Source organism: Deinococcus pimensis DSM 21231 (genome assembly GCF_000519345.1).
GTDB classification, from domain to species: Bacteria; Deinococcota; Deinococci; order Deinococcales; family Deinococcaceae; genus Deinococcus_A; species Deinococcus_A pimensis.
In genome coordinates this window covers 24,424-41,313 of the sequence record NZ_KI912654.1, presented here as the reverse complement: position 1 = coordinate 41,313, position 16,890 = coordinate 24,424, and the positions used below count along the sequence as shown (strand labels likewise).

Below are 16,890 nucleotides of genomic sequence, written 5' to 3'. Positions count from 1 at the left end.
AGGCCGCGCTGCTCGTCCTGGCGGGCGCCGCGACGGTCGCGCTGTCGTCACGCTCGCTNTTCCCGCGCGGCATGTGGCGTCTGGGGGGTGGGCTGCCGTGCGCGCTGATGGTGCGGGGCCTCGCGGCGTTCACGGTGCTCGGCGCGAACACGTTCCTGCCGCTCGCCGTGACGGAACTGCGCGGCCTGAGCCTCACGGCGGCGGGCGCGCTCGTCAGCGTCGGCGGCGTCACGTGGACGCTCGGGTCGGTGCTGCAGTCCCGCCTCGAAGTCCGCTTCGGGGAGGCGTCGAGGGTCGCGCGGGTCCGGGCGGGCATGGTCGCGGTCACGCTGGGCGTTCTCGTGACGGCCGTCTCCGCCCTGGGTCTCCTGCCCCTCGAGTGCGCCTACGCGGGCTGGCTCGTCGCGTGCCTCGGGATGGGCGTCGGGTACAACAGCAACAGCCTCCTGATGCTCTCCAGCGTGCGCGGCGCGGCGGCGGGGCGCCTCTCGGGGCAGATGGCGAACGTGGAGGTGCTCATGACGGCCGTCGCGGCGGGCGCGGCGGGCGCGCTCGTCGCGCGGGTCGTGCCGCTCTCCACGGCCTTCACGGCGGCCTTCGCGGTGGTCCTCGCGGCGTCCGCGCTGACGTGGATCGGGGTGCGGCGTCTGGAATGACCGGATACCCGGTCTTTCATTCGTCGAATGCCGAGGACGCGCAAAGCGGTGTCACGAAATTTTACATGTGGCTGGCCTCACGGCCTCCAGGCAACGCCGTCCCACGTTCCTCCACGGAGGTCGTCGAGCAGGACCGGACCGTAGAACGCGCCAATGATCGTCATCACCGCTTGCCACGATGGTGCGCTCAGACCGGTTCGGCGCAGGTACTGTCTAAAGCGTGTGTCCAAGTTGGAGTTCTGGGCGAACGTCTCGGACAGGATGTCCGTCACGGCCTCTTGCGGTGTGCCTCGCGCGGCGAAAGAGCGGTGAAGCGCTTCACGCAGCAACGCCGCGTCGAACGATTCACGGGTCAGGATGGCGTGCAGGTCGTACAGGTCCTTCATACGCGTCGTTGCCGCGCCGATCTCCACAAGCGCCGCGAACTTTTCGGTGACGATGGTTTCAAGGGGGTACACCACGATCCGTACCGCCTCGTCGAGCAGCAGAGGAGGAAAAGTAAGCGTGACCGGACCGGGCGTGATGACGTTGCCGAACGAGACGTCGAGTAGGAGGTCCACCTGGGATGGACCGAGAGCGGCGCGGACACGTCCGGTGACGCCCGGGTAGTCGAACGCTTCGTTGATGACGGAGGTGCGGACAAGCGAGGGGTCGAACGTCAGTCCGTCTCCGAAGGGCAGGACGCAGACCGCCTGCAGAATGTTCGCCACCGCGTCTTCAGTGTTGGGGAGACCCGACGCGGCGAGGTCGATGTCCTGGGTGGGACGTGCCGCTTCCCTGTAGCGTGCGAAGAGGCTCAGCGCGCCTTTGAGGACGAATTGCCCAGCGTAACTTTGAGGACGAATTGCCCAGCGTAAGTGGAGGCTTGCAGCCGAGCAAGAAAGCCCTGCTGTGCGTACAACAGCAGCATGGTGTTTGGCGGGATGTTGGGATAGGTCGTGCGTCTCAGGTGTTGAAGGCGATCAAGGATCGCGGTCGAGTTAGCGGTCCTGGTCATGCAGCAGTACCTCCAGGTCACGGCTGAGCCGTCCGCTCAGGCCGAGTTCGTTCGCGGTGCGCGTCAGTCTGCTCGCTCCTGTCCGTCCGCGCTTGAGGTAGTTCTTGAGGCCTTCGAGGTAAACGTCCCGTCCGAGCTTCGCGGAGAAGCGGAGGAGATCGAGGATGGTCTTCTCGGGCGTGTAGGTGGTCAGGGCGCGCCCTCCGACGTCCACCTCGCATCGTCCGGCGTCGTAGTACTTCGTGTGGAAGTAGAACGTCTCGGTGGGAACGTCGCCGCCGGGGAGCGCGTGTCGATGGGCAGGTACCGCGAGTTGCAGCCGTGCCGGGCGTGTGGTGGTGAGGCCGTGGAGATGCAGGGCGCTGATGAGGCACGGCCTGGCAAAGGGGTAGCGCAACTGCACTTCCAACAGGTCGGTCGCTTCGGCGAACGTCGTGGGCAGATCGTGCAGGTCGCTGAGACGGTACACGCCGCGTTCGACGCGCGTGATGACACCTTGCCGCGCGAGTCGTGTGAGGGCGACGCGTGGCAGGCGCGCCGCGTCGACCTCGGAGGTGGTGAGGTAGCCGCCCCCGCGATGGAACAGGTCGAGGATTCGGTGAGCGTTCGTGGATGTCGTCATCGAGTGTTCCAAGGTGTAGGAGTACTTTACTGCATCACCGAGACTTCGGAACAATCGTGGCTCTGACAATGTCTCCTCGCCACGTGCGTTCTTGTCCGATTCCATGCTTCCGGAGGCGTGAGCGCTACCATTCCCGCGCTTCAGGCGCCATGCTGGTCCTGATGACGAAGACGCAGGGTCCGCTGTCCACGTTCGCGCCGAGGTACCTGCAGGTGCAGCGGGCGCTTCAGGAGATGATCGAGGGGCCCGAGTACGCGCCGGGCGACCGGGTGCCGTCGGAGCGGGAGCTCGCGGAGCAGCTCGGGGTGAGCCGCATGACGGTGCGCCGCGCGATGGACAACCTCGTGCGGATGGGCCTCCTGGAGCGCGACTCGACGAGCGGCACCCGCGTGAGCGAGCCGCGCGTGAGCCGCGTGCTCAACGATCCGCGTCTGCACAGCATCACGCAGATGGTCGCGGCGACGGGCGGACGGGCGGGGGGACGGCTGCTGGACTTCTCGGTGTCGCCCGCGCCCGCGAAGGTGGCGGCGCGGCTGGAGGTGCCCGTGGGTAGCGCGGTGGTGGTGCTGCGCCGCCTGCGGCTCGTGAACGACGTGCCCTTCTGCCTGGAGACGAGCTATCTGCCGGAGGCGCGCGTGCCGGGGCTCGCGGCGGAGGACCTGGCGGGCAACGGGTCGCTGTACGGGGTGCTGGAGGCGCGCTTCGACGTGCGGGCCGCGTCGGGGGACAGCTCCATCGGCGTGTCGGTCGCGACGCCGGCCGAGGCGCGCGCGCTGGGGTTGCCGGAGGGTCACGCGGTGCTGCTGTACCGTTCGGTGGTGCGGGACGTGGAGGGGCGGGCGTTCGAGTACCTGAAGTCCGTGAACCACCCGCAGCTGGTGGTGTTCCGGATCGGGGAGGGACGGGGTGGCGAGCAGGGGTGAGGACGGCGCTTGACTTTGTCGGTCCTTCGGCGCAGAGTTGGTATATACCAAGAACCAAGAGGTGAGCATGACCAGTCGTCCCGAACCGACCGCCGTCCGCGCGGCCCCCATCGACCACGCCCGCATCACCGACGGCCTGCAGCGCAGCCTCCGTACCAAGGACGACGCCGCCCGGCTCGGGCAGGCCCTCGCGCACGAGATCGACCGCGTCTTCTTCGTCAGTCCCGGCGCCCCCAACCGCGTCATGCAGACCCTCGAATACTGGCTCGACCATGCCCGCAGCAGCCTGCAGGTCCGCCGCTACTTCCCCGCCGAGTTCATGGCCATCGACCCCGCCCTCGACGAACGCACCCTCGTCGTGCTGGGCTCCAAGTCCGGCACCACCCGCGAGACCGTCGAAGCCGCCCGCTTCCTGCGGGACCGCCCCTGCCGGGTCCTCGCCGTCACCAGCACCGAGGAGGCTCCCCTCGCCCGCGAGGTCCCACAGGCCCTCCTCCTGGGCGACACCGAGCAGGCCCACAGCGGCATGTTCATCGTGCTCGCCGCGCTCGTCGGCGGCCTCATGCACGCCCGCGACGGCTGGCCGCACCTCCCCGCGCTGCTGAGCTCCCTCGACGCCCTGCCGGACGTCCTCGTGGAGTCCGCCCGGCTGAACGACGACCGCGCCCGCCAGGACGCCCTCGCCTACCGTGACGACCACGTCCTCTACCACCTCGCGTCCGGCCCGATGTCCGCCACCGCCTGGGTCTTCGGCGTGTGCATGCTGATGGAGATGCAGTGGATGCACAGCGTCCCCTTCGACGCCGCCGAGTGGTTCCACGGCCCCTTCGAGATCCTCGACGCGAACACGCCCGTCATGCTGCTCCTCGGCGAGGACCCCAGCCGACCCCTCACCGAACGCGCCGTGGACTTCTGCCGCCGCCACACCGGGCGCCTCATGATCTACGACTCGCGCGACCACCCCATGACGGGCGTCCACCCGGACATCCGACCCATCGTCGCGCCCTTCGTGCTGCAGGCCGCGCTCAACCGCTTCGCCGAGCACCTCTCCGAACTGCACGGCCACCACCTCGACACCCGCCGCTACATGTGGGTCACCGAGTACTGACGTGCGCCGCCTCCTCGGACTCGGAGACAACACCGCCGACCTGTACGTCACGAGCGGCACCATGTACCCCGGTGGGAACGCCGTGAACGTCGCCGCCCTCACCGCCCGCCTCGGGCACGAAGCGAGCTACCTCGGCGTGCTCGGCACCGACGCCCCCGGCGACCTCATCCTCGGCGCCCTGCGCGCCGAGGGCGTGGACGTCTCCCGCTGCCGCCGCGTGCCCGGACCCACCTCGTGGTCGCGGGTCGTCCACCACGAGAACGACCGCACCTTCGACGGGAGCGACGCGGGCGTCTCGCGGGCCTGGGACCTCGGCCCCGAGGACCACGCCTGGATCGGCGCGCACGAACTCACGCACACCAGCCTCTACTCCGGCCTCGGGCCCCACCTGAGCGCCGTCCGGAAGGCCGCGCCCCTGCTCACTCACGACTTCTCCTCCGAGTGGACCGACGAGGACCTGCGCGCCACCGCGCCCCTGCTCGACGTGGCGTTCCTCTCTGCCGCCGATCTCGACGAGGACGCCTGCGTAAACCTCGCCCGGAGCGTCGCCGCCCTCGGCACGGGCGTCGTGATCGTCACGCGCGGCGAGCGCGGCGCCCTCGCCCTCTCCGACGGGCGGATCCACACCCAGGCCGCCGAACCCGCCGACGTCGTGGACACGCTCGGCGCGGGTGACGCGTTCATCGCGGGCTTCCTCGGCGTGTGGACACCCACGCGCGACGTACCCTCCGCGCTGAGCGCCGGAGCGCACGAGGCCGCCCGCAACTGCGCCGTCCGCGGCGCGTTCGGGCACGGCGCCCCCATCCCCGAGTCGCACCCCGCGGGCGGACCCGAACGCCCCTCGCCCGCCGACACCCGCTGAGCCGAACGCGCGCCCGCGCCCAGGAGGACCCATGAACCGACCGACGCTCCACCGATTCACGCTGCTCGTCGCCGCCGTCACCCTCGGGTCCTCCGTCGCGAGCGCCGCCACCCTCGCCGAGGCCCGCCGCGCCGGTGTGCTGCACCTCGCCACGGAAGGCGGCTACGCCCCCTTCAACTACTACAAGGGCAAGACCCTCACGGGCTTCGAGGTGGAACTCGGCGACGCCGTCGCGAAACAGCTCGGCCTGAAGCCGCAGTGGACCACCATCGTCTTCGAGAGCCTCCTGATCGGCCTGCAGCAGAACAAGTACGACCTCGTCATCGCCAGCCACGGCATCACGCCCGAACGCCTGAAGGCCGTCGACTTCACCAATCCGCACTACTGCTCCGGCGGGGTGCTCGTCTCCCTTCCCGGCGGCCCACGCAAGCTCGCGGACCTCAGGGGCAAGGTCGTCACGCTCGGCGTGAACACCTCCTACCTCCAGTACGCCCAGAAGCTCCCCGGGCTGAAGGACATCAAGACACTGCCCACCACCAGCGACCAGCTCACCGCCGTTCTCGTCAAGCGGGCCGACACCATGGTCCTCGACCGCTTCAACGCCATCGACGTCGCGAGGACCATGCCGGGCAAGCTCCAGATCGGAGACGTCATCTTTCCCGAACGGATCGGCATGGCCGTCCACAAGGGCAACACGGAACTCCTGAACGCCGTGAACGGCGCGCTCGCGAAGCTCATGGCCGACGGCACCTACGAGAAGCTCAGCCGCAAGTACTTCGGGCAGGACGTGCGCTGCCCCTGAGAACGCTCGACGCGCGGCCCCGCTCCGGGCCGCGCGTTCGTGCGGGGAGCGCTACTTCACCACGACGAGATCGACCTGCACGCCCGTCGCGGGCGGACGCACGGCGGGAATCGGGCCGGGCGCGTCGTTCGTGCTGTAGATGTCCACGAGGTCGCCCGAGCCCAGCTTCCCGTCGCCGTCCACGTCCCGGATGGCCTGCAGGAAGTAGTCGCGGTCGTCGAGCGCGGGGAAGCTGAAGGTGCCGGTGTCGCCGCTGCCCGTCGCCGTCACCATCTTGCGCGCGGGGCTCAGGCACTGCGGGTCGTTCTTGTAGCACGCGATCACCAGGGTCCCGGCGACGCTCTGCCCGGCGGGCGCCTTCACCGTGCCCTGGATGCCGATCTTCGGGTACGTCGGCGGCGTCCGGTCCGTGCGGTAGAACATGTCGCTGCGCAGGTCGTTCTGGAGGTTGTTCGTGAACAGCGTCTCCTTGCCGTAGTCGTCCACGCTGAGCGCCCAGCGCTTCGTGGACGGCGTGACGTCCGCGTGGTTGACGGGTCCGCCGCACACCGTGGACTGCACGTCGCCCCGGGTCGGCGTGAGCGTCATCTTGTCCCCGTCCACGGTCGCGCGGCCCGTCTCGGTACTGAGGATTTTGCTCTGGCAGCTGCCGCTCCCCGTCACCATCAGGCCGGTGAAGTCGTACGTGCCGTCCGCGCGGAGCTTGAGGATGAAGCTCGTGCCGTTCGCGCCCTGCCACGCGCCGCTCGACGGGTCGTAGTAGCCGATCGGGGACGCCTGCCCGGCGTGCCACTCGCCCTGCAGGGCGCTCGGTACGCTGCCGCCGCTGCCCGCCCCGCCCCCCACGTTTCCCCCGCCGCCGCCGTCCGTCGGCGGGTCCAGCGGCTCGCCGCACGCGGCCAGGCTCATTCCCAGGATCAGTACCGCCATCCACTTCAGGTGTGCGTTCATATCGTCCTCCCTCGCTGACCGGAGGGTAGCCGCGAGGGAATGGCACGCGGATGGCTCGAACGAACAGCTCCGCGCTCAGACGTCGCGGACCAGCACGAGGTCGAGCACGCGGGGACCGTGCACGCCCTCCACGCGGCTGAGCTCGATGTCGGACGTGGCGCTCGGCCCGCTGATCCACGTCAGCGGACGTCCCGCGAGGACGCTTCCGCGCAGGCTCGCGACCGCCTCGGGTACACCGTCCACCACCTGCGACTCGCGAATGACGCACACGTGATGGTCGGGCACGAGCGTCAGCGCGCGCCGCCCCTGACCGGGCCCGTGGTCCAGCACGACCGTGCCGGTCTCCGCGACCGCCACGGCGCAGGTCGTGACGACCGCCTGCATCCGGTCGAGGGCGGCCGTGTCGAGGCCCTCGTCGCGGAGCGCGGGCAAGGCGCCGAGCAGGTCGTCCGGGAGGTCGGACGGCACGACCACGCGCACGCTGCCGCGCCGGGCGAGCAGTTCGGCCACGGCGCGCGCCACGTCCGCCGCGTCCACCCGCGTGACGCTCGCGCGGTACTCCGCCGCGAACTCCGCGAACTGCTCCACCACCACCTCGCGCGCCCGCGCGCCCGGCGTGACCGGGGCACGCCGGAACGAGGGGTCCGCCCTCGCGCCCGCGCGCGCGATGCGGGTGAGGATCTCCAGCCGGGCTTCCGATTCGGTGCTCATCGGGTGTCCTCCCGTTCGGGCGCGAGGAGCTCGCCCTCGCCGAGCCCCGCGTTCCCGTCGTCGGGGCGCTCGGTGGGCGCGGGCCGCGTTCGCCACCACTCCCGGAAGGACTGCCGGGGGAAGGCGGGCAGGTCGCGCGAGTCCGTCCAGCCGCCCAGCAGGCCCGGCAGCGCGTGGATCGCGCCGTCCCGCACGAGGGGACCCTGCCCGGTCCGCGCGAGCTTGATGGCGCCCTCGAAACGGTGCGGTTCGCTCATCACCCACGCCGCCGAACGGAACGCCACCGCCTCCGCGTTCAGCGGTTTCTCCTCGTTGATTCTGCCGCGCAGGTACAGCAGCACCTCCGGGATGTCGATCCTGACCGGGCACGCGTCGTAGCACGCGCCGCACAGGCTGCTCGCCCAGGGGAGGGTGTTGGCGTTCGCGTCCTCCAGGTGCAGCAGTTGCGGCGTCAGGATCGCCCCGATCGGGCCGGGGTACACGCTGCCGTACGCGTGCCCGCCCGCGCGTTCGTACACGGGGCAGACGTTGAGGCACGCGGAGCAGCGGATGCAGCGCAGCGTCTGACGGCCCACCTCGTCCGCGAGGACCTCCGTGCGGCCGCCGTCGAGCAGCACGAGGTGGAACTCCCTCGGGCCGTCGCCCTCGCGGACGCCGCTCCAGAAGCTCGTGTAGGGGTTCATCCGCTCGGCGGTGCTGCTGCGCGGCAGCAGGCGCAGGAACACCGCGACGTCCTGCCAGGTGGGCAGGACCTTCTCGATGCCCATCACGGTCACGAGCACGTCCGGCATCGTGACGCACATGCGGCCGTTGCCCTCGGACTCCACCACGCAGACGGTGCCGCTCTCCGCCACCGCGAAGTTCGCGCCCGACACGGCCACCTTCGTCGTGAGGAACTTCCCCCGCAGGTACACACGCGCGGCCTCCGCGAGGGCCTTCGGGTCGTCCGTGAGCAGCTCCGCGCCGAGCCTGCGGCGGAACAGGTCGCGGATCTCCGCGCGGTTCCTGTGGATGGCGGGCACGAGGATGTGGCTGGGGCGGTCCTCGGCGAGCTGCACGATGAGCTCCGCGAGGTCCGTCTCGACGGCATGGACGCCATGCCGCTCCAGGGCCGCGTTGAGCTCGATCTCGTCCGTGCTGATGCTCTTGACCTTGATGACCTCGCGCGCGCCGTGTGACGTGGCGATCCGCGCGACGATCTCGCGCGCCTCCTCGGCGTCGCGGGCCCAGTGCACCTGCCCGCCGCGTGAGGTCACGGCGGCCTCCAGGTCCAGCAGCAGGTCCCCGAGATTCGCCATGGCGAAGTCCTTGAGGTCGGCGCCCTCGCCCCGCAGCGCCTCCCAGTCGGGAAGCTCCGCGACGGCCCTGAGGCGCTTCTCGCGGATGGTGGTGGTGGCGTGGCGCAGGTTGCGGCGCATCTGCGCGTTCGCGAGCGTGACCTTCGCGGCCTTCTGGAAGGTCCGCGCGGGACGGATGCCGCCCGCGCTCATGCGTAGACCTCGTGCTCGGTGCTCGCGAGGATCTCCGCGAGGTGCACCACGCGCGTGCCGCTCCGCAGCCGCGACAGGCCCCCGCCGATGTGCATGAGGCACGAGTTGTCCCCGGCGGTGCAGGCCTCGGCGCCGGTGCTCATGACGCTCGCGACCTTGTCGGCGAGCATGGCGGTGCTGGTGTCGGCGTTCTTCACGCTGAAGGTCCCTCCGAAGCCGCAGCACTGGTCCACGGCGGGCAGCTCCACGAGGTTGAGCCCCCGCACGTTGCTCAGCAGCCGCAGGGGCGCGTCCCCGACGCGCAGGACGCGCATCGCGTGGCAGGTCTGGTGGTACGTGACGCGGTGCGGGTAGTACGCGCCGACGTCCTCCACCCCGAGGTGCCTCACGAGGAACTCGCTGAGCTCGAACACCTTCGGGAGGACGGCGCGCACGTCCTCCAGCAGGGCGTGGTCACCTTCCCACTCGGCCACGCGGGGGTAGAGGTCGCGGACCATGCCGACGCACGACCCGCTCGGCGCCACGACCACGTCCGCGTCCCGGAAGGTGTCGACGAAGCGCCGCACGAGCGGCAGCGCCTCCCTGCGGTAGCCGCTGTTGACGTGCATCTGCCCGCAGCAGGTCTGGTTCTCGTCGAAGGTCACCTCGTGCCCGAGCCGTTCGAGCAGACGCGCCGTCGCCTCGCCCGTGCGGGGGAAGAGCGCGTCGTTGAGGCAGGTGATGAACAGGTCGATTCGCAAGGGGACTCCCGGGGGTTCAGGACGGCGTGGCGGCGGCCCGCAGTCGGGCGAAACGGTCGAGGTCGCGGGCGGGCACCTCGCGTCGCGGCTCGAAGGTGACGAGCGACGAGGACGAGCGGACGAGGTCACGGACCCGTCCCCGTTCTACCGCGCCGAGCGCCTCGGCCTGCACGAGCAGGTTGCCCATGAGGGTCGCCTCGACGGGCCCGGCGATCACCGTGCGGCCCGAGACGTCCGCGATGAGGCCGTTGAGCAGTTCGATCTGCGAGCCGCCGCCCACGACGTGGACCGTACGGATCGCGCGGCCCGTGACCGCCTCGAGCTCGGAGAGCACCTCGGCGGTGCGGAAGGCGAGGCTGTCGAGGACGCAGCGGGTGATCTCGGCGGGGGTGCGCGGCACGTCCTGCAGGGTTTCCGCGCAGAAGGCCTGGACGCGCGCGGGCATGTCGGTGCCGGGATGCAGGAAGCGCCCGTCGTCCGGGTCGATCAGGGGTCCGCCGTGGGGCAGGCGGGCCGCGAGGTCGTAGAGTTCCGCGAAGTCCACGTCGTCCCAGGCGCGGCGGCACTCCTGCACGATCCACAGGCCCATCACGTTCTTCAGGAGGCGCGTGGTGCCGTGCACGCCCGCCTCGTTCGTGAGGTTGAACGCGAGGGCCCGGGGTGTCACGACGGGCTCCGAAGTCTCGACGCCCACGAGGGACCACGTGCCGCTCGACACGTACGCCCAGCCGTCCCCCCGCGCGGGCACGGCGGCGACGGCGCTCGCGGTGTCGTGCGTGGCGGGTGCCACGACGAGGGTACCGCGCAGGCCCGTCTCGCGCGCCACCTCCGGTATGACCTCCCCGAGGACCGTGCCGGGCGGCACCACCCCGGGCAGCAGACCGAGCGGGACGCCCAGGGCGCGCGCGACGGGCTCGGACCAGCCGCCCCGGCGCGGGTCGTGCAGCTGCGTGGTGCTGGCGTTCGTGAGCTCCGTGACCCTGCGCCCCGAGAGCCAGAAGTTCAGCAGGTCCGGCACGAGCAGCAGCGTGCGGGCGCGTGCGAGCAGGCCCGGCGCGCGCCGCTCGTGCGCGACGAGCTGGTACGCCGTGTTGAAAGGCAGGAACTGGATGCCGGTGAACTCGTACAGGGCGTCGCGCGGCAGGGTGCGCAGCACGTCCTCCATCACGCCGTCCGTGCGCTCGTCGCGGTAGTGGTGGACGCCGTCGAGGGGGAGGTCGTGCTCGTCGAGCAGGGCGTAGTCCACCGCCCAGGAGTCCACGCCGACGCTGTCGACGTGCCCCGCCCGCGCGGCGAGACGCAGACCCTGGAGCACCTCGCGCCACAGGCCCAGCACGTCCCAGTACAGCCCGCCCCCCGCGCGCACGCCCCCGTTCGGGAAGCGGTGCAGCACCTCCACCGTGAGCCTGCCGCCTTCCACGGTGCCGAGCGCGACGCGCCCGCTCGACGCGCCGAGGTCGATGGCGACGTGCCGGGTGACTTCAGGCCCTGTGACGTCAGCGGACATACGCGATCGGCACCCCGCCGTCCACGGTGAGGATGCCGCCCGTGGTCTTGCTCGCGGCGGGCGTCGCGAAGAACAGCACGGCCTCCGCGATGTCCTCCGGCAGGATGTTCACCTTGAGGGTGTTGCGCTGACGGTAGAACTCCTCGAGCTGATCCTCGCGGATGCCGTACGTGGCGGCGCGCTCCGCTCGCCACTTGCCGTCCCAGATGGCGGAGCCGGAGAGGACGCTGTCGGGCAGGACGGAGTTCACGCGGATGCCGAGCGCGCCGCCCTCCTCGGCGAGGCAGCGGGCGAGGTGCACCTCGGCGGCCTTCGCGGCGCTGTACGCGGCGGCGTTCTTCCCGGCGGCCAGCGAGTTCTTGCTGCCGACGAACACGAGGTTGCCGCCCGTGCCCTGCGCCTTCATCACGCGGAACGCCTCGCGCGCCACGAGGAAGTACCCGGTGGAGAGGATGCTCTGATTGCGGTTCCACATCTCCAGGCTGGTGTCCTCGATCGGCGCGCTCGACGCGATGCCCGCGTTGTTCACGACGACGTCCACGCCGCCGTAGTTCAGGACGGTGTGCGTGTACGCGCCCTGCACCTGCTCCTCGGCGGTGACGTTCATGGGGACGCTCGTGGCGCGGCGGTACCCACGCTCCGCCGTGATCTCGCGGGCGACCTCGGCGCCGCCCTCGGCGTTGAGGTCGGCGATGACGACGTGCGCGCCGTCCCGCGCGAGCCTGCGGGCGATGGCGCGGCCGATGCCGCTCGCGGCGCCCGTGACGAGCGCCACGTGACCGTCGAGGACCCTGGGGGCGGGTTTCTGCGCGAGCTTGTAGAGTTCGAGCGGCCAGTACTCCACGGCGTAGCTCTCCTCGGGGGTGAGGCTCACGAAGCCGCCGAGGCTCGTGGCGCCCCTCATCACCGTGATGGCGCGCAGGTACAGCTGACGGCTGACGTCCGCGCCCTGCGCGTCGGGGCCGGAGTTGATCATGCCGACGCCGGGAACGAGGATGACGCGCGGGGCGGGGGAGAACATGCGGTCGCCCTCGCCCCGGTGGGCCTCGAAGTAGCGCTCGTATTCCTCCCGGAAGGTCAGGGCGCCCGCGCGGGCCTTCTCCACGAGCGCGTCCTCGCCCTCCTGGGGCGTCCAGTCGAGGTAGAGCGGCACGCGCTTGGTGTGCACGAGGTGGTCCGGGCAGGCCGCGCCCACCTGCGAGAGGTCACGCGCGCCGCGCGAATTGACGAACTCCATCACCTCGGCGCTCGTGTCCACGGAGAGGATCACGGGCCGCTCACCGCGCGCCGCGCCGCGCAGGACGGGCAGCAGACGCGCGAGGAGCCGTTCGCGCGTTCCCTCGTCCACGCTCTCCACGGCCGGCCCGCCGAAGGGTTCGGCCTCGCGGCGCGCGTCGAGGTACGCCTGCGCCTCCCCGACGACCCGCAGGGTGTTCTCGTAGGACTCGCGGGCCGTGTCGCCCCAGGTGACGAGGCCGTGCTTGCCCATTACCACGCACTCCAGGCCGGGGTTGTTCCGCACGGCCTCCCCGATTCTCTTCGAGAGGGTGAAACCGGGGCGGATGTACGGCACCCACGCGGCGCGGTCACCCCAGATCTCGCGCATGATCCGCTCGCCGTCCGGAGCGCAGGCGATGGAGATCACGGCGTCCGGATGCGTGTGGTCCACGTGCTTCGCGGGCACGAAGGCGTGCAGGAGCGTCTCGATGGACTGGCGCGGGCGACCGGGCTCGAAGACGGTGCGTTCCAGGTACGCGGTCATCTCCTCGTCCGTCATCGCCTCGCGTTCCATGAGGGGCAGCACCTCGTCGAGCTTCAGGCCCGCGAACCCCTTCTCCGTGATGGTGGCGACGTCGCTGCCGGAGCCCTTGACCCACAGCACCGTCACGTCGCGCCCGAGGTGGTCCTGCTCGACGCTCTTCGTGCTGGTGTTCCCACCGTAGATGTTGACGAGCGTGCGGTCCGCGCCGAGCAGGCGCGAGCGGTACGTGAGGGCCGCGAGCCCGTCCGAGGTGGGCGCCTCGACGTCGTTCCAGCGGTTCTCGGGCAGGGAGGTGGTGCGGGGTTCGGTCGATGTCATGGGGTGCTCCTTGAGGGTGAGGCGGCGGCGTGCGGTGGGGACGCGGGCACTCGGGTCCCGTGGGGGTCAGCGCTTGACGGGAAAGCCGCCTCCCGCGGCGGCGGTGCCGCGCTCGCGGGCCACCTTCTCCTGGTAGCCGCTCGCGCGGTGCGCGTGGATGGGCTCCTCGGGGAGGCCGCGCTCGCGGCGCCAGTCGCGCAGCAGGGGCCGCACGTCGGTCCGGAAGGCGTCGGTGAACACGCGGTGCGCCTCCAGCACGTCGCCGCGCGACTGCGCCTCCGCGAGGCGTTCGCGGTCGATCAGCAGGGCCTTCGCGTAGGCCTCCTGGCAGTTGAGGACGGACTGGATCATCGCCTCGACCTTCGGTTCGATGTTGTGGCTCTGGTCGATCATGTACGCCACGTTCCGGGCGGTGCCGCTCACCGTGTCGTCCGCGTCCTGCTCGGCGGCCACGAGCTCGGCGTAGATGCAGTAGAGCTCGAAGGGGTTGGTGGTGCCGACGATGAGGTCGTCGTCGGCGTAGCGGCGCGCGTTGAAGTGGAAGCCGCCGAGGCGGCCCTCGTCGAGGAGGAACGCGACGATCTGCTCGATGTTCACGCTCTGCGCGTGGTGCCCGAGGTCCACGAGCACCTGCGCCTTCTCGCCGACCGCGACGCAATGTGCGAGCGCCGCGCCCCAGTCGAAGGAATCGGTGGCGTAGAAGGCGGGCTCGAAGAGCTTGTACTCCAGCAGCATCCGCGCGCCGTCGGGCAGCGCGTCGTGGACGACGCGCAGGGCGTCGCGCAGTCGGCGTTTGCGGGCGCGCAGGTCGTCCTGCCCGGCGTAGTTCGTGCCGTCCGCGAACCACAGCGACAGGTCGCGCGAGCCGGTCTCGCGCATGATCTCCACGCATTCGAGCAGGTGCGCGAGGGCCTTCTCGCGCACGGCCGGGTCCGGGTGGGTGACGCTGCCGAGCCTGTACTCGTCGTCCTGGAAGACGTTCGGGTTGATCGCGCCGAGCGTGACCCCGCGGCGCTCGGCGAAGCGGCGCAGTTCGGCGTAGTCGCTCACCTCGTCCCAGGGGATGTGCAGCGCGACGCTCGGCGCGACGCCCGTGAGGCGGTGCACCTCGGCGGCGTCCTCGATCTTCTCGTGGACGTCGCGGGCCGCACCGGGCGCGGCGAAGGTCTTGAAGCGCGTGCCGGAGTTGCCGTAGCCCCACGAGGGCGTCTCGATGCGTTGCCGGTCGAGGGCGGCGAAGAGGTCGTCGGTGTTCACTGGTCCTCCTGGGTGACGAGCCGGACGTCGGCGGTGTCGCAGGCGTCGCGGATGGCGGGGTCGGGGTCTCGGTCGGTGACGATGACGTCCACGTCGTCGAGGGTGGCGATGGTGGCGAGCGCGCGGCGGCCGAACTTGCTGCCGTCGAGCAGGGCGACCCTCGTGCCGCCCGCGCGGATGAGGGCCTGCTTCGCGCCGACCTCGGGGAGGTGCGGGTCGGTGAAGCCGAGGTCCGGGTGGAAGGCCTTGGCGGAGAAGAACACCTTGTCGGGGTGGAGGCGGGCGACGGTGTCGGTGAAGAACGCCCCGACGAAGGAGCGCGCGGGCGCGTGGAAGTTTCCGCCGATCATCAGGAAGGGCACGCCGCTCGCGGCGAGGACGTTGGCGGCGTCGAGGCCGCTGACGATGGCGCTCACCTTGCGGGCGTGCAGCACGCGGGCGAGCGCGAGGGCGGTGGTCGAGGCGTCGAGCGCGACGACGTCGCCGTCCTGCACGAGGGAGAGCGCGGCGCGGGCGATGGCGTCCTTGGCCTCGGTGTCCTTCGTGGCGCGCAGCTGGTGGCTGAGCTCCTCGCTGGTCTTGTCGATGATGCGGGCGCCGCCGTGGACGCGTTCGAGGTAGCCCTGCTCGGCGAGGGCGTCGAGGTCGCGGCGGACGGTCATCTCGTGCACGCCGAGCTCGGTGGCGAGGTCCTTGATGCGGACGACGCGCTCCGCGAGGGCGCGGCGCAGGATGAGGTGCTGGCGTTCGGCGCCCACCTTCGCGGCTTCGGTGACCATACCGCCAATCTAACACCAAACGAGCGCAATCTTTCAAGCGCTTGCAATTTTTCGCACTGCGGTGTTAGATATTCCCAAGACCCAACCCAGCCCGACCCCGACGGGGTCCTCCACGACCCGCCCAGGAGGCGCCCGTGCAGCCCACGACCCAACCCACCGCGACGGCCCTCACGCGTGTCTGCTTCCTTCTGCGCGTCAAGCCCGACCGCCTCGACGAGTACCGAGCCCGCCACGCGAGCGTCTGGCCCGACATGCTGGCCGCCCTGCGCGACACCGGCTGGCACAACTACTCCCTCTTCCTCGCCCACGACGGCCTGCTCGTCGGCTACTTCGAGACGCCCGACCTCGCCGCCGCCCTGAGCGGCATGGGGAAGCGCGAGGTCAACGCCCGCTGGCAGGCCGAGATGGCGCCCTTCTTCGAGGACCTCGGCGGCCGGAACCCCGACGAGGGCTTCCTGCGCCTGGAGGAGGTGTTCCACCTTGACTGAACCGATCCTCTCCCTGCGTCACGCCAGCAAGAGCTTCGGTCCCGTGCGCGCCCTCGTGGACGTCGGCCTCGACCTCTACGGCGGCGAGGCGCACGCCCTGCTCGGCGAGAACGGCGCGGGCAAGAGCACCCTCGTCAAGATCCTCGCCGGGGTGCACCGCGCCGACGGCGGCGAACTCCTCGTGGACGGCCAGCCCCGCACCTTCCGCGGCACCGCCGAGGCGCGCGACGCGGGCGTCGCGATCATCTACCAGGAACCCACCCTCTTCCCGGACCTCAGCGTCGCCGAGAACGTCCTGATGGGCCGCCAGCCCCTGCGCGGCGGACGCATCGACCACCGCGCCATGCACGAGCGCGTCGCGGGCATCCTGCGCGACCTCGGCGTGCCCCTCGACCCCGCCCGCGTCGTGCGGGGGCTCAGCATCGCCGACCAGCAGCTCGTCGAGATCGCCAAGGCGCTCTCCTTCCAGGCGCGCGTCCTGATCATGGACGAACCCACCGCCGCCCTCACCGGACAGGAGACCGAGCGGCTCTTCCGCGTCGTGCGCGGTCTGCGCGCGCGCGGCGCCGCCGTGCTGTTCATCACGCACCGGCTGGAGGAGGCCTTCGTGGAGTGCCAGCGCGTCACGATCATGCGCGACGGCCGCTGGGTGAGCTCCGGCCCCACCAAGCAGTACACCGTGGACAGCGTGGTGCGCGGCATGGTGGGCCGCGAGCTCAGCGAACTCTACCCCCGCACGGACATGCGGCCCGGCGACACCGCCCTCGACGTGCGCGGCCTCACCCGCAAGGGCTTCTTCCGCCACGTGAGCTTCACCGTCCGCCGGGGCGAGATCGTCGGGCTCGCCGGACTCGTCGGCGCGGGCCGTAGCGAGGTCGCGCGCGCCGTGTTCGGCGTGGACCCGCGCGACGGCGGCG

16 protein-coding genes are annotated in these 16,890 nt (G+C 71.0%); 6 read left to right on the top strand and 10 right to left on the bottom strand.

The annotated features are described in order from the left end of the window. Positions 1-733: 733 nt before the first annotated feature. Positions 734-1,456, bottom strand: a complete 723-nt coding sequence (locus DEIPI_RS0114965) for a nucleotidyl transferase AbiEii/AbiGii toxin family protein (RefSeq protein WP_245588579.1) — start codon at positions 1,454-1,456, stop codon at positions 734-736. Positions 1,457-1,636: 180 nt separating this feature from the next. Then, a complete protein-coding gene (locus DEIPI_RS0114960; protein WP_027482297.1) occupies positions 1,637-2,275 on the bottom strand; it encodes a type IV toxin-antitoxin system AbiEi family antitoxin domain-containing protein in 639 nt (212 codons plus the stop codon). A gap of 161 nt (positions 2,276-2,436) precedes the next feature. Between DEIPI_RS0114960 and DEIPI_RS0114955 the strand changes: the two genes are divergently transcribed. The 4 genes from DEIPI_RS0114955 (at position 2,437) to DEIPI_RS0114940 (ending at position 5,970) form a co-directional block, all read left to right on the top strand. After that, positions 2,437-3,198 carry a GntR family transcriptional regulator gene (locus tag DEIPI_RS0114955; RefSeq protein WP_045234453.1) on the top strand — a complete coding sequence of 254 codons (762 nt, stop codon included), beginning with the start codon at positions 2,437-2,439 and terminating at the stop codon, positions 3,196-3,198. Between the two features lie 67 nt (positions 3,199-3,265). Further along, entirely contained in the window at positions 3,266-4,306 is a 1,041-nt protein-coding gene (locus tag DEIPI_RS0114950; RefSeq protein WP_084474326.1) for an SIS domain-containing protein, read from the top strand. A 1-nt stretch (position 4,307) separates the two neighbouring features. Next, on the top strand, positions 4,308-5,168 hold the full coding sequence (locus DEIPI_RS31455) for a PfkB family carbohydrate kinase (protein ID WP_052351751.1): 861 nt from the start codon (positions 4,308-4,310) through the stop codon (positions 5,166-5,168). A 31-nt stretch (positions 5,169-5,199) separates the two neighbouring features. Next, positions 5,200-5,970, top strand: coding sequence for an ABC transporter substrate-binding protein (locus DEIPI_RS0114940; protein ID WP_027482294.1), 771 nt, complete (start codon positions 5,200-5,202; stop codon positions 5,968-5,970). Between the two features lie 51 nt (positions 5,971-6,021). Here the strand turns inward: DEIPI_RS0114940 and DEIPI_RS0114935 are convergent, their stop codons facing one another. The 8 genes from DEIPI_RS0114935 to DEIPI_RS0114900 form a co-directional block, all read right to left on the bottom strand. After that, positions 6,022-6,921 (bottom strand): hypothetical protein, encoded by a 900-nt coding sequence (locus tag DEIPI_RS0114935; RefSeq protein ID WP_027482293.1) that lies wholly within the window; start codon positions 6,919-6,921, stop codon positions 6,022-6,024. Between the two features lie 75 nt (positions 6,922-6,996). After that, complete coding sequence (locus DEIPI_RS0114930; protein WP_027482292.1) at positions 6,997-7,632, bottom strand: LutC/YkgG family protein; 636 nt, start codon at positions 7,630-7,632, stop codon at positions 6,997-6,999. Beyond that, a complete protein-coding gene (locus DEIPI_RS0114925) occupies positions 7,629-9,122 on the bottom strand; it encodes a lactate utilization protein B (protein WP_027482291.1) in 1,494 nt (497 codons plus the stop codon). Before DEIPI_RS0114925 ends, DEIPI_RS0114930 begins: the two co-directional genes overlap by 4 nt. Beyond that, positions 9,119-9,862, bottom strand: coding sequence for a (Fe-S)-binding protein (locus tag DEIPI_RS0114920; protein ID WP_027482290.1), 744 nt, complete (start codon positions 9,860-9,862; stop codon positions 9,119-9,121). Before DEIPI_RS0114920 ends, DEIPI_RS0114925 begins: the two co-directional genes overlap by 4 nt. 16 nt (positions 9,863-9,878) lie before the next feature. Further along, complete coding sequence (locus DEIPI_RS0114915) at positions 9,879-11,369, bottom strand: rhamnulokinase (RefSeq protein ID WP_027482289.1); 1,491 nt, start codon at positions 11,367-11,369, stop codon at positions 9,879-9,881. Further along, positions 11,359-13,449 (bottom strand): bifunctional aldolase/short-chain dehydrogenase, encoded by a 2,091-nt coding sequence (locus DEIPI_RS0114910; protein ID WP_084474323.1) that lies wholly within the window; start codon positions 13,447-13,449, stop codon positions 11,359-11,361. Before DEIPI_RS0114910 ends, DEIPI_RS0114915 begins: the two co-directional genes overlap by 11 nt. A 66-nt stretch (positions 13,450-13,515) precedes the next feature. After that, entirely contained in the window at positions 13,516-14,706 is a 1,191-nt protein-coding gene (gene rhaI / locus DEIPI_RS0114905) for an L-rhamnose isomerase (RefSeq protein ID WP_027482287.1), read from the bottom strand. Further along, positions 14,703-15,485, bottom strand: coding sequence for a DeoR/GlpR family DNA-binding transcription regulator (locus DEIPI_RS0114900; RefSeq protein WP_027482286.1), 783 nt, complete (start codon positions 15,483-15,485; stop codon positions 14,703-14,705). Before DEIPI_RS0114900 ends, rhaI begins: the two co-directional genes overlap by 4 nt. A 134-nt stretch (positions 15,486-15,619) precedes the next feature. Between DEIPI_RS0114900 and DEIPI_RS0114895 the strand changes: the two genes are divergently transcribed. Together DEIPI_RS0114895 and DEIPI_RS31450 are read left to right on the top strand one after the other, a co-directional pair. Beyond that, positions 15,620-15,973, top strand: a complete 354-nt coding sequence (locus DEIPI_RS0114895; protein ID WP_027482285.1) for an L-rhamnose mutarotase — start codon at positions 15,620-15,622, stop codon at positions 15,971-15,973. Further along, positions 15,966-16,890 (top strand): sugar ABC transporter ATP-binding protein (locus DEIPI_RS31450; protein ID WP_045234419.1); only part of this gene is annotated, 925 nt, incomplete at its 3' end. The genes DEIPI_RS0114895 and DEIPI_RS31450, both read left to right, overlap by 8 nt.

What these genes read in the sequence shown, in the direction of transcription:
- DEIPI_RS0114925 (WP_027482291.1), bottom strand. Translation starts at nt 9,122, where the DNA reads ATGAGCGCGGGCGGCATCCGTCCCGCGCGGACCTTCCAGAAGGCCGCG.
- DEIPI_RS0114940 (WP_027482294.1), top strand. Translation starts at nt 5,200, where the DNA reads ATGAACCGACCGACGCTCCACCGATTCACGCTGCTCGTCGCCGCCGTC.
- DEIPI_RS0114950 (WP_084474326.1), top strand. Translation starts at nt 3,266, where the DNA reads ATGACCAGTCGTCCCGAACCGACCGCCGTCCGCGCGGCCCCCATCGAC.
- DEIPI_RS0114955 (WP_045234453.1), top strand. Translation starts at nt 2,437, where the DNA reads ATGACGAAGACGCAGGGTCCGCTGTCCACGTTCGCGCCGAGGTACCTG.
- DEIPI_RS0114900 (WP_027482286.1), bottom strand. Translation starts at nt 15,485, where the DNA reads ATGGTCACCGAAGCCGCGAAGGTGGGCGCCGAACGCCAGCACCTCATC.
- DEIPI_RS0114915 (WP_027482289.1), bottom strand. Translation starts at nt 11,369, where the DNA reads ATGTCCGCTGACGTCACAGGGCCTGAAGTCACCCGGCACGTCGCCATC.
- DEIPI_RS0114935 (WP_027482293.1), bottom strand. Translation starts at nt 6,921, where the DNA reads ATGAACGCACACCTGAAGTGGATGGCGGTACTGATCCTGGGAATGAGC.
- DEIPI_RS0114930 (WP_027482292.1), bottom strand. Translation starts at nt 7,632, where the DNA reads ATGAGCACCGAATCGGAAGCCCGGCTGGAGATCCTCACCCGCATCGCG.
- DEIPI_RS0114910 (WP_084474323.1), bottom strand. Translation starts at nt 13,449, where the DNA reads ATGACATCGACCGAACCCCGCACCACCTCCCTGCCCGAGAACCGCTGG.
- DEIPI_RS0114960 (WP_027482297.1), bottom strand. Translation starts at nt 2,275, where the DNA reads ATGACGACATCCACGAACGCTCACCGAATCCTCGACCTGTTCCATCGC.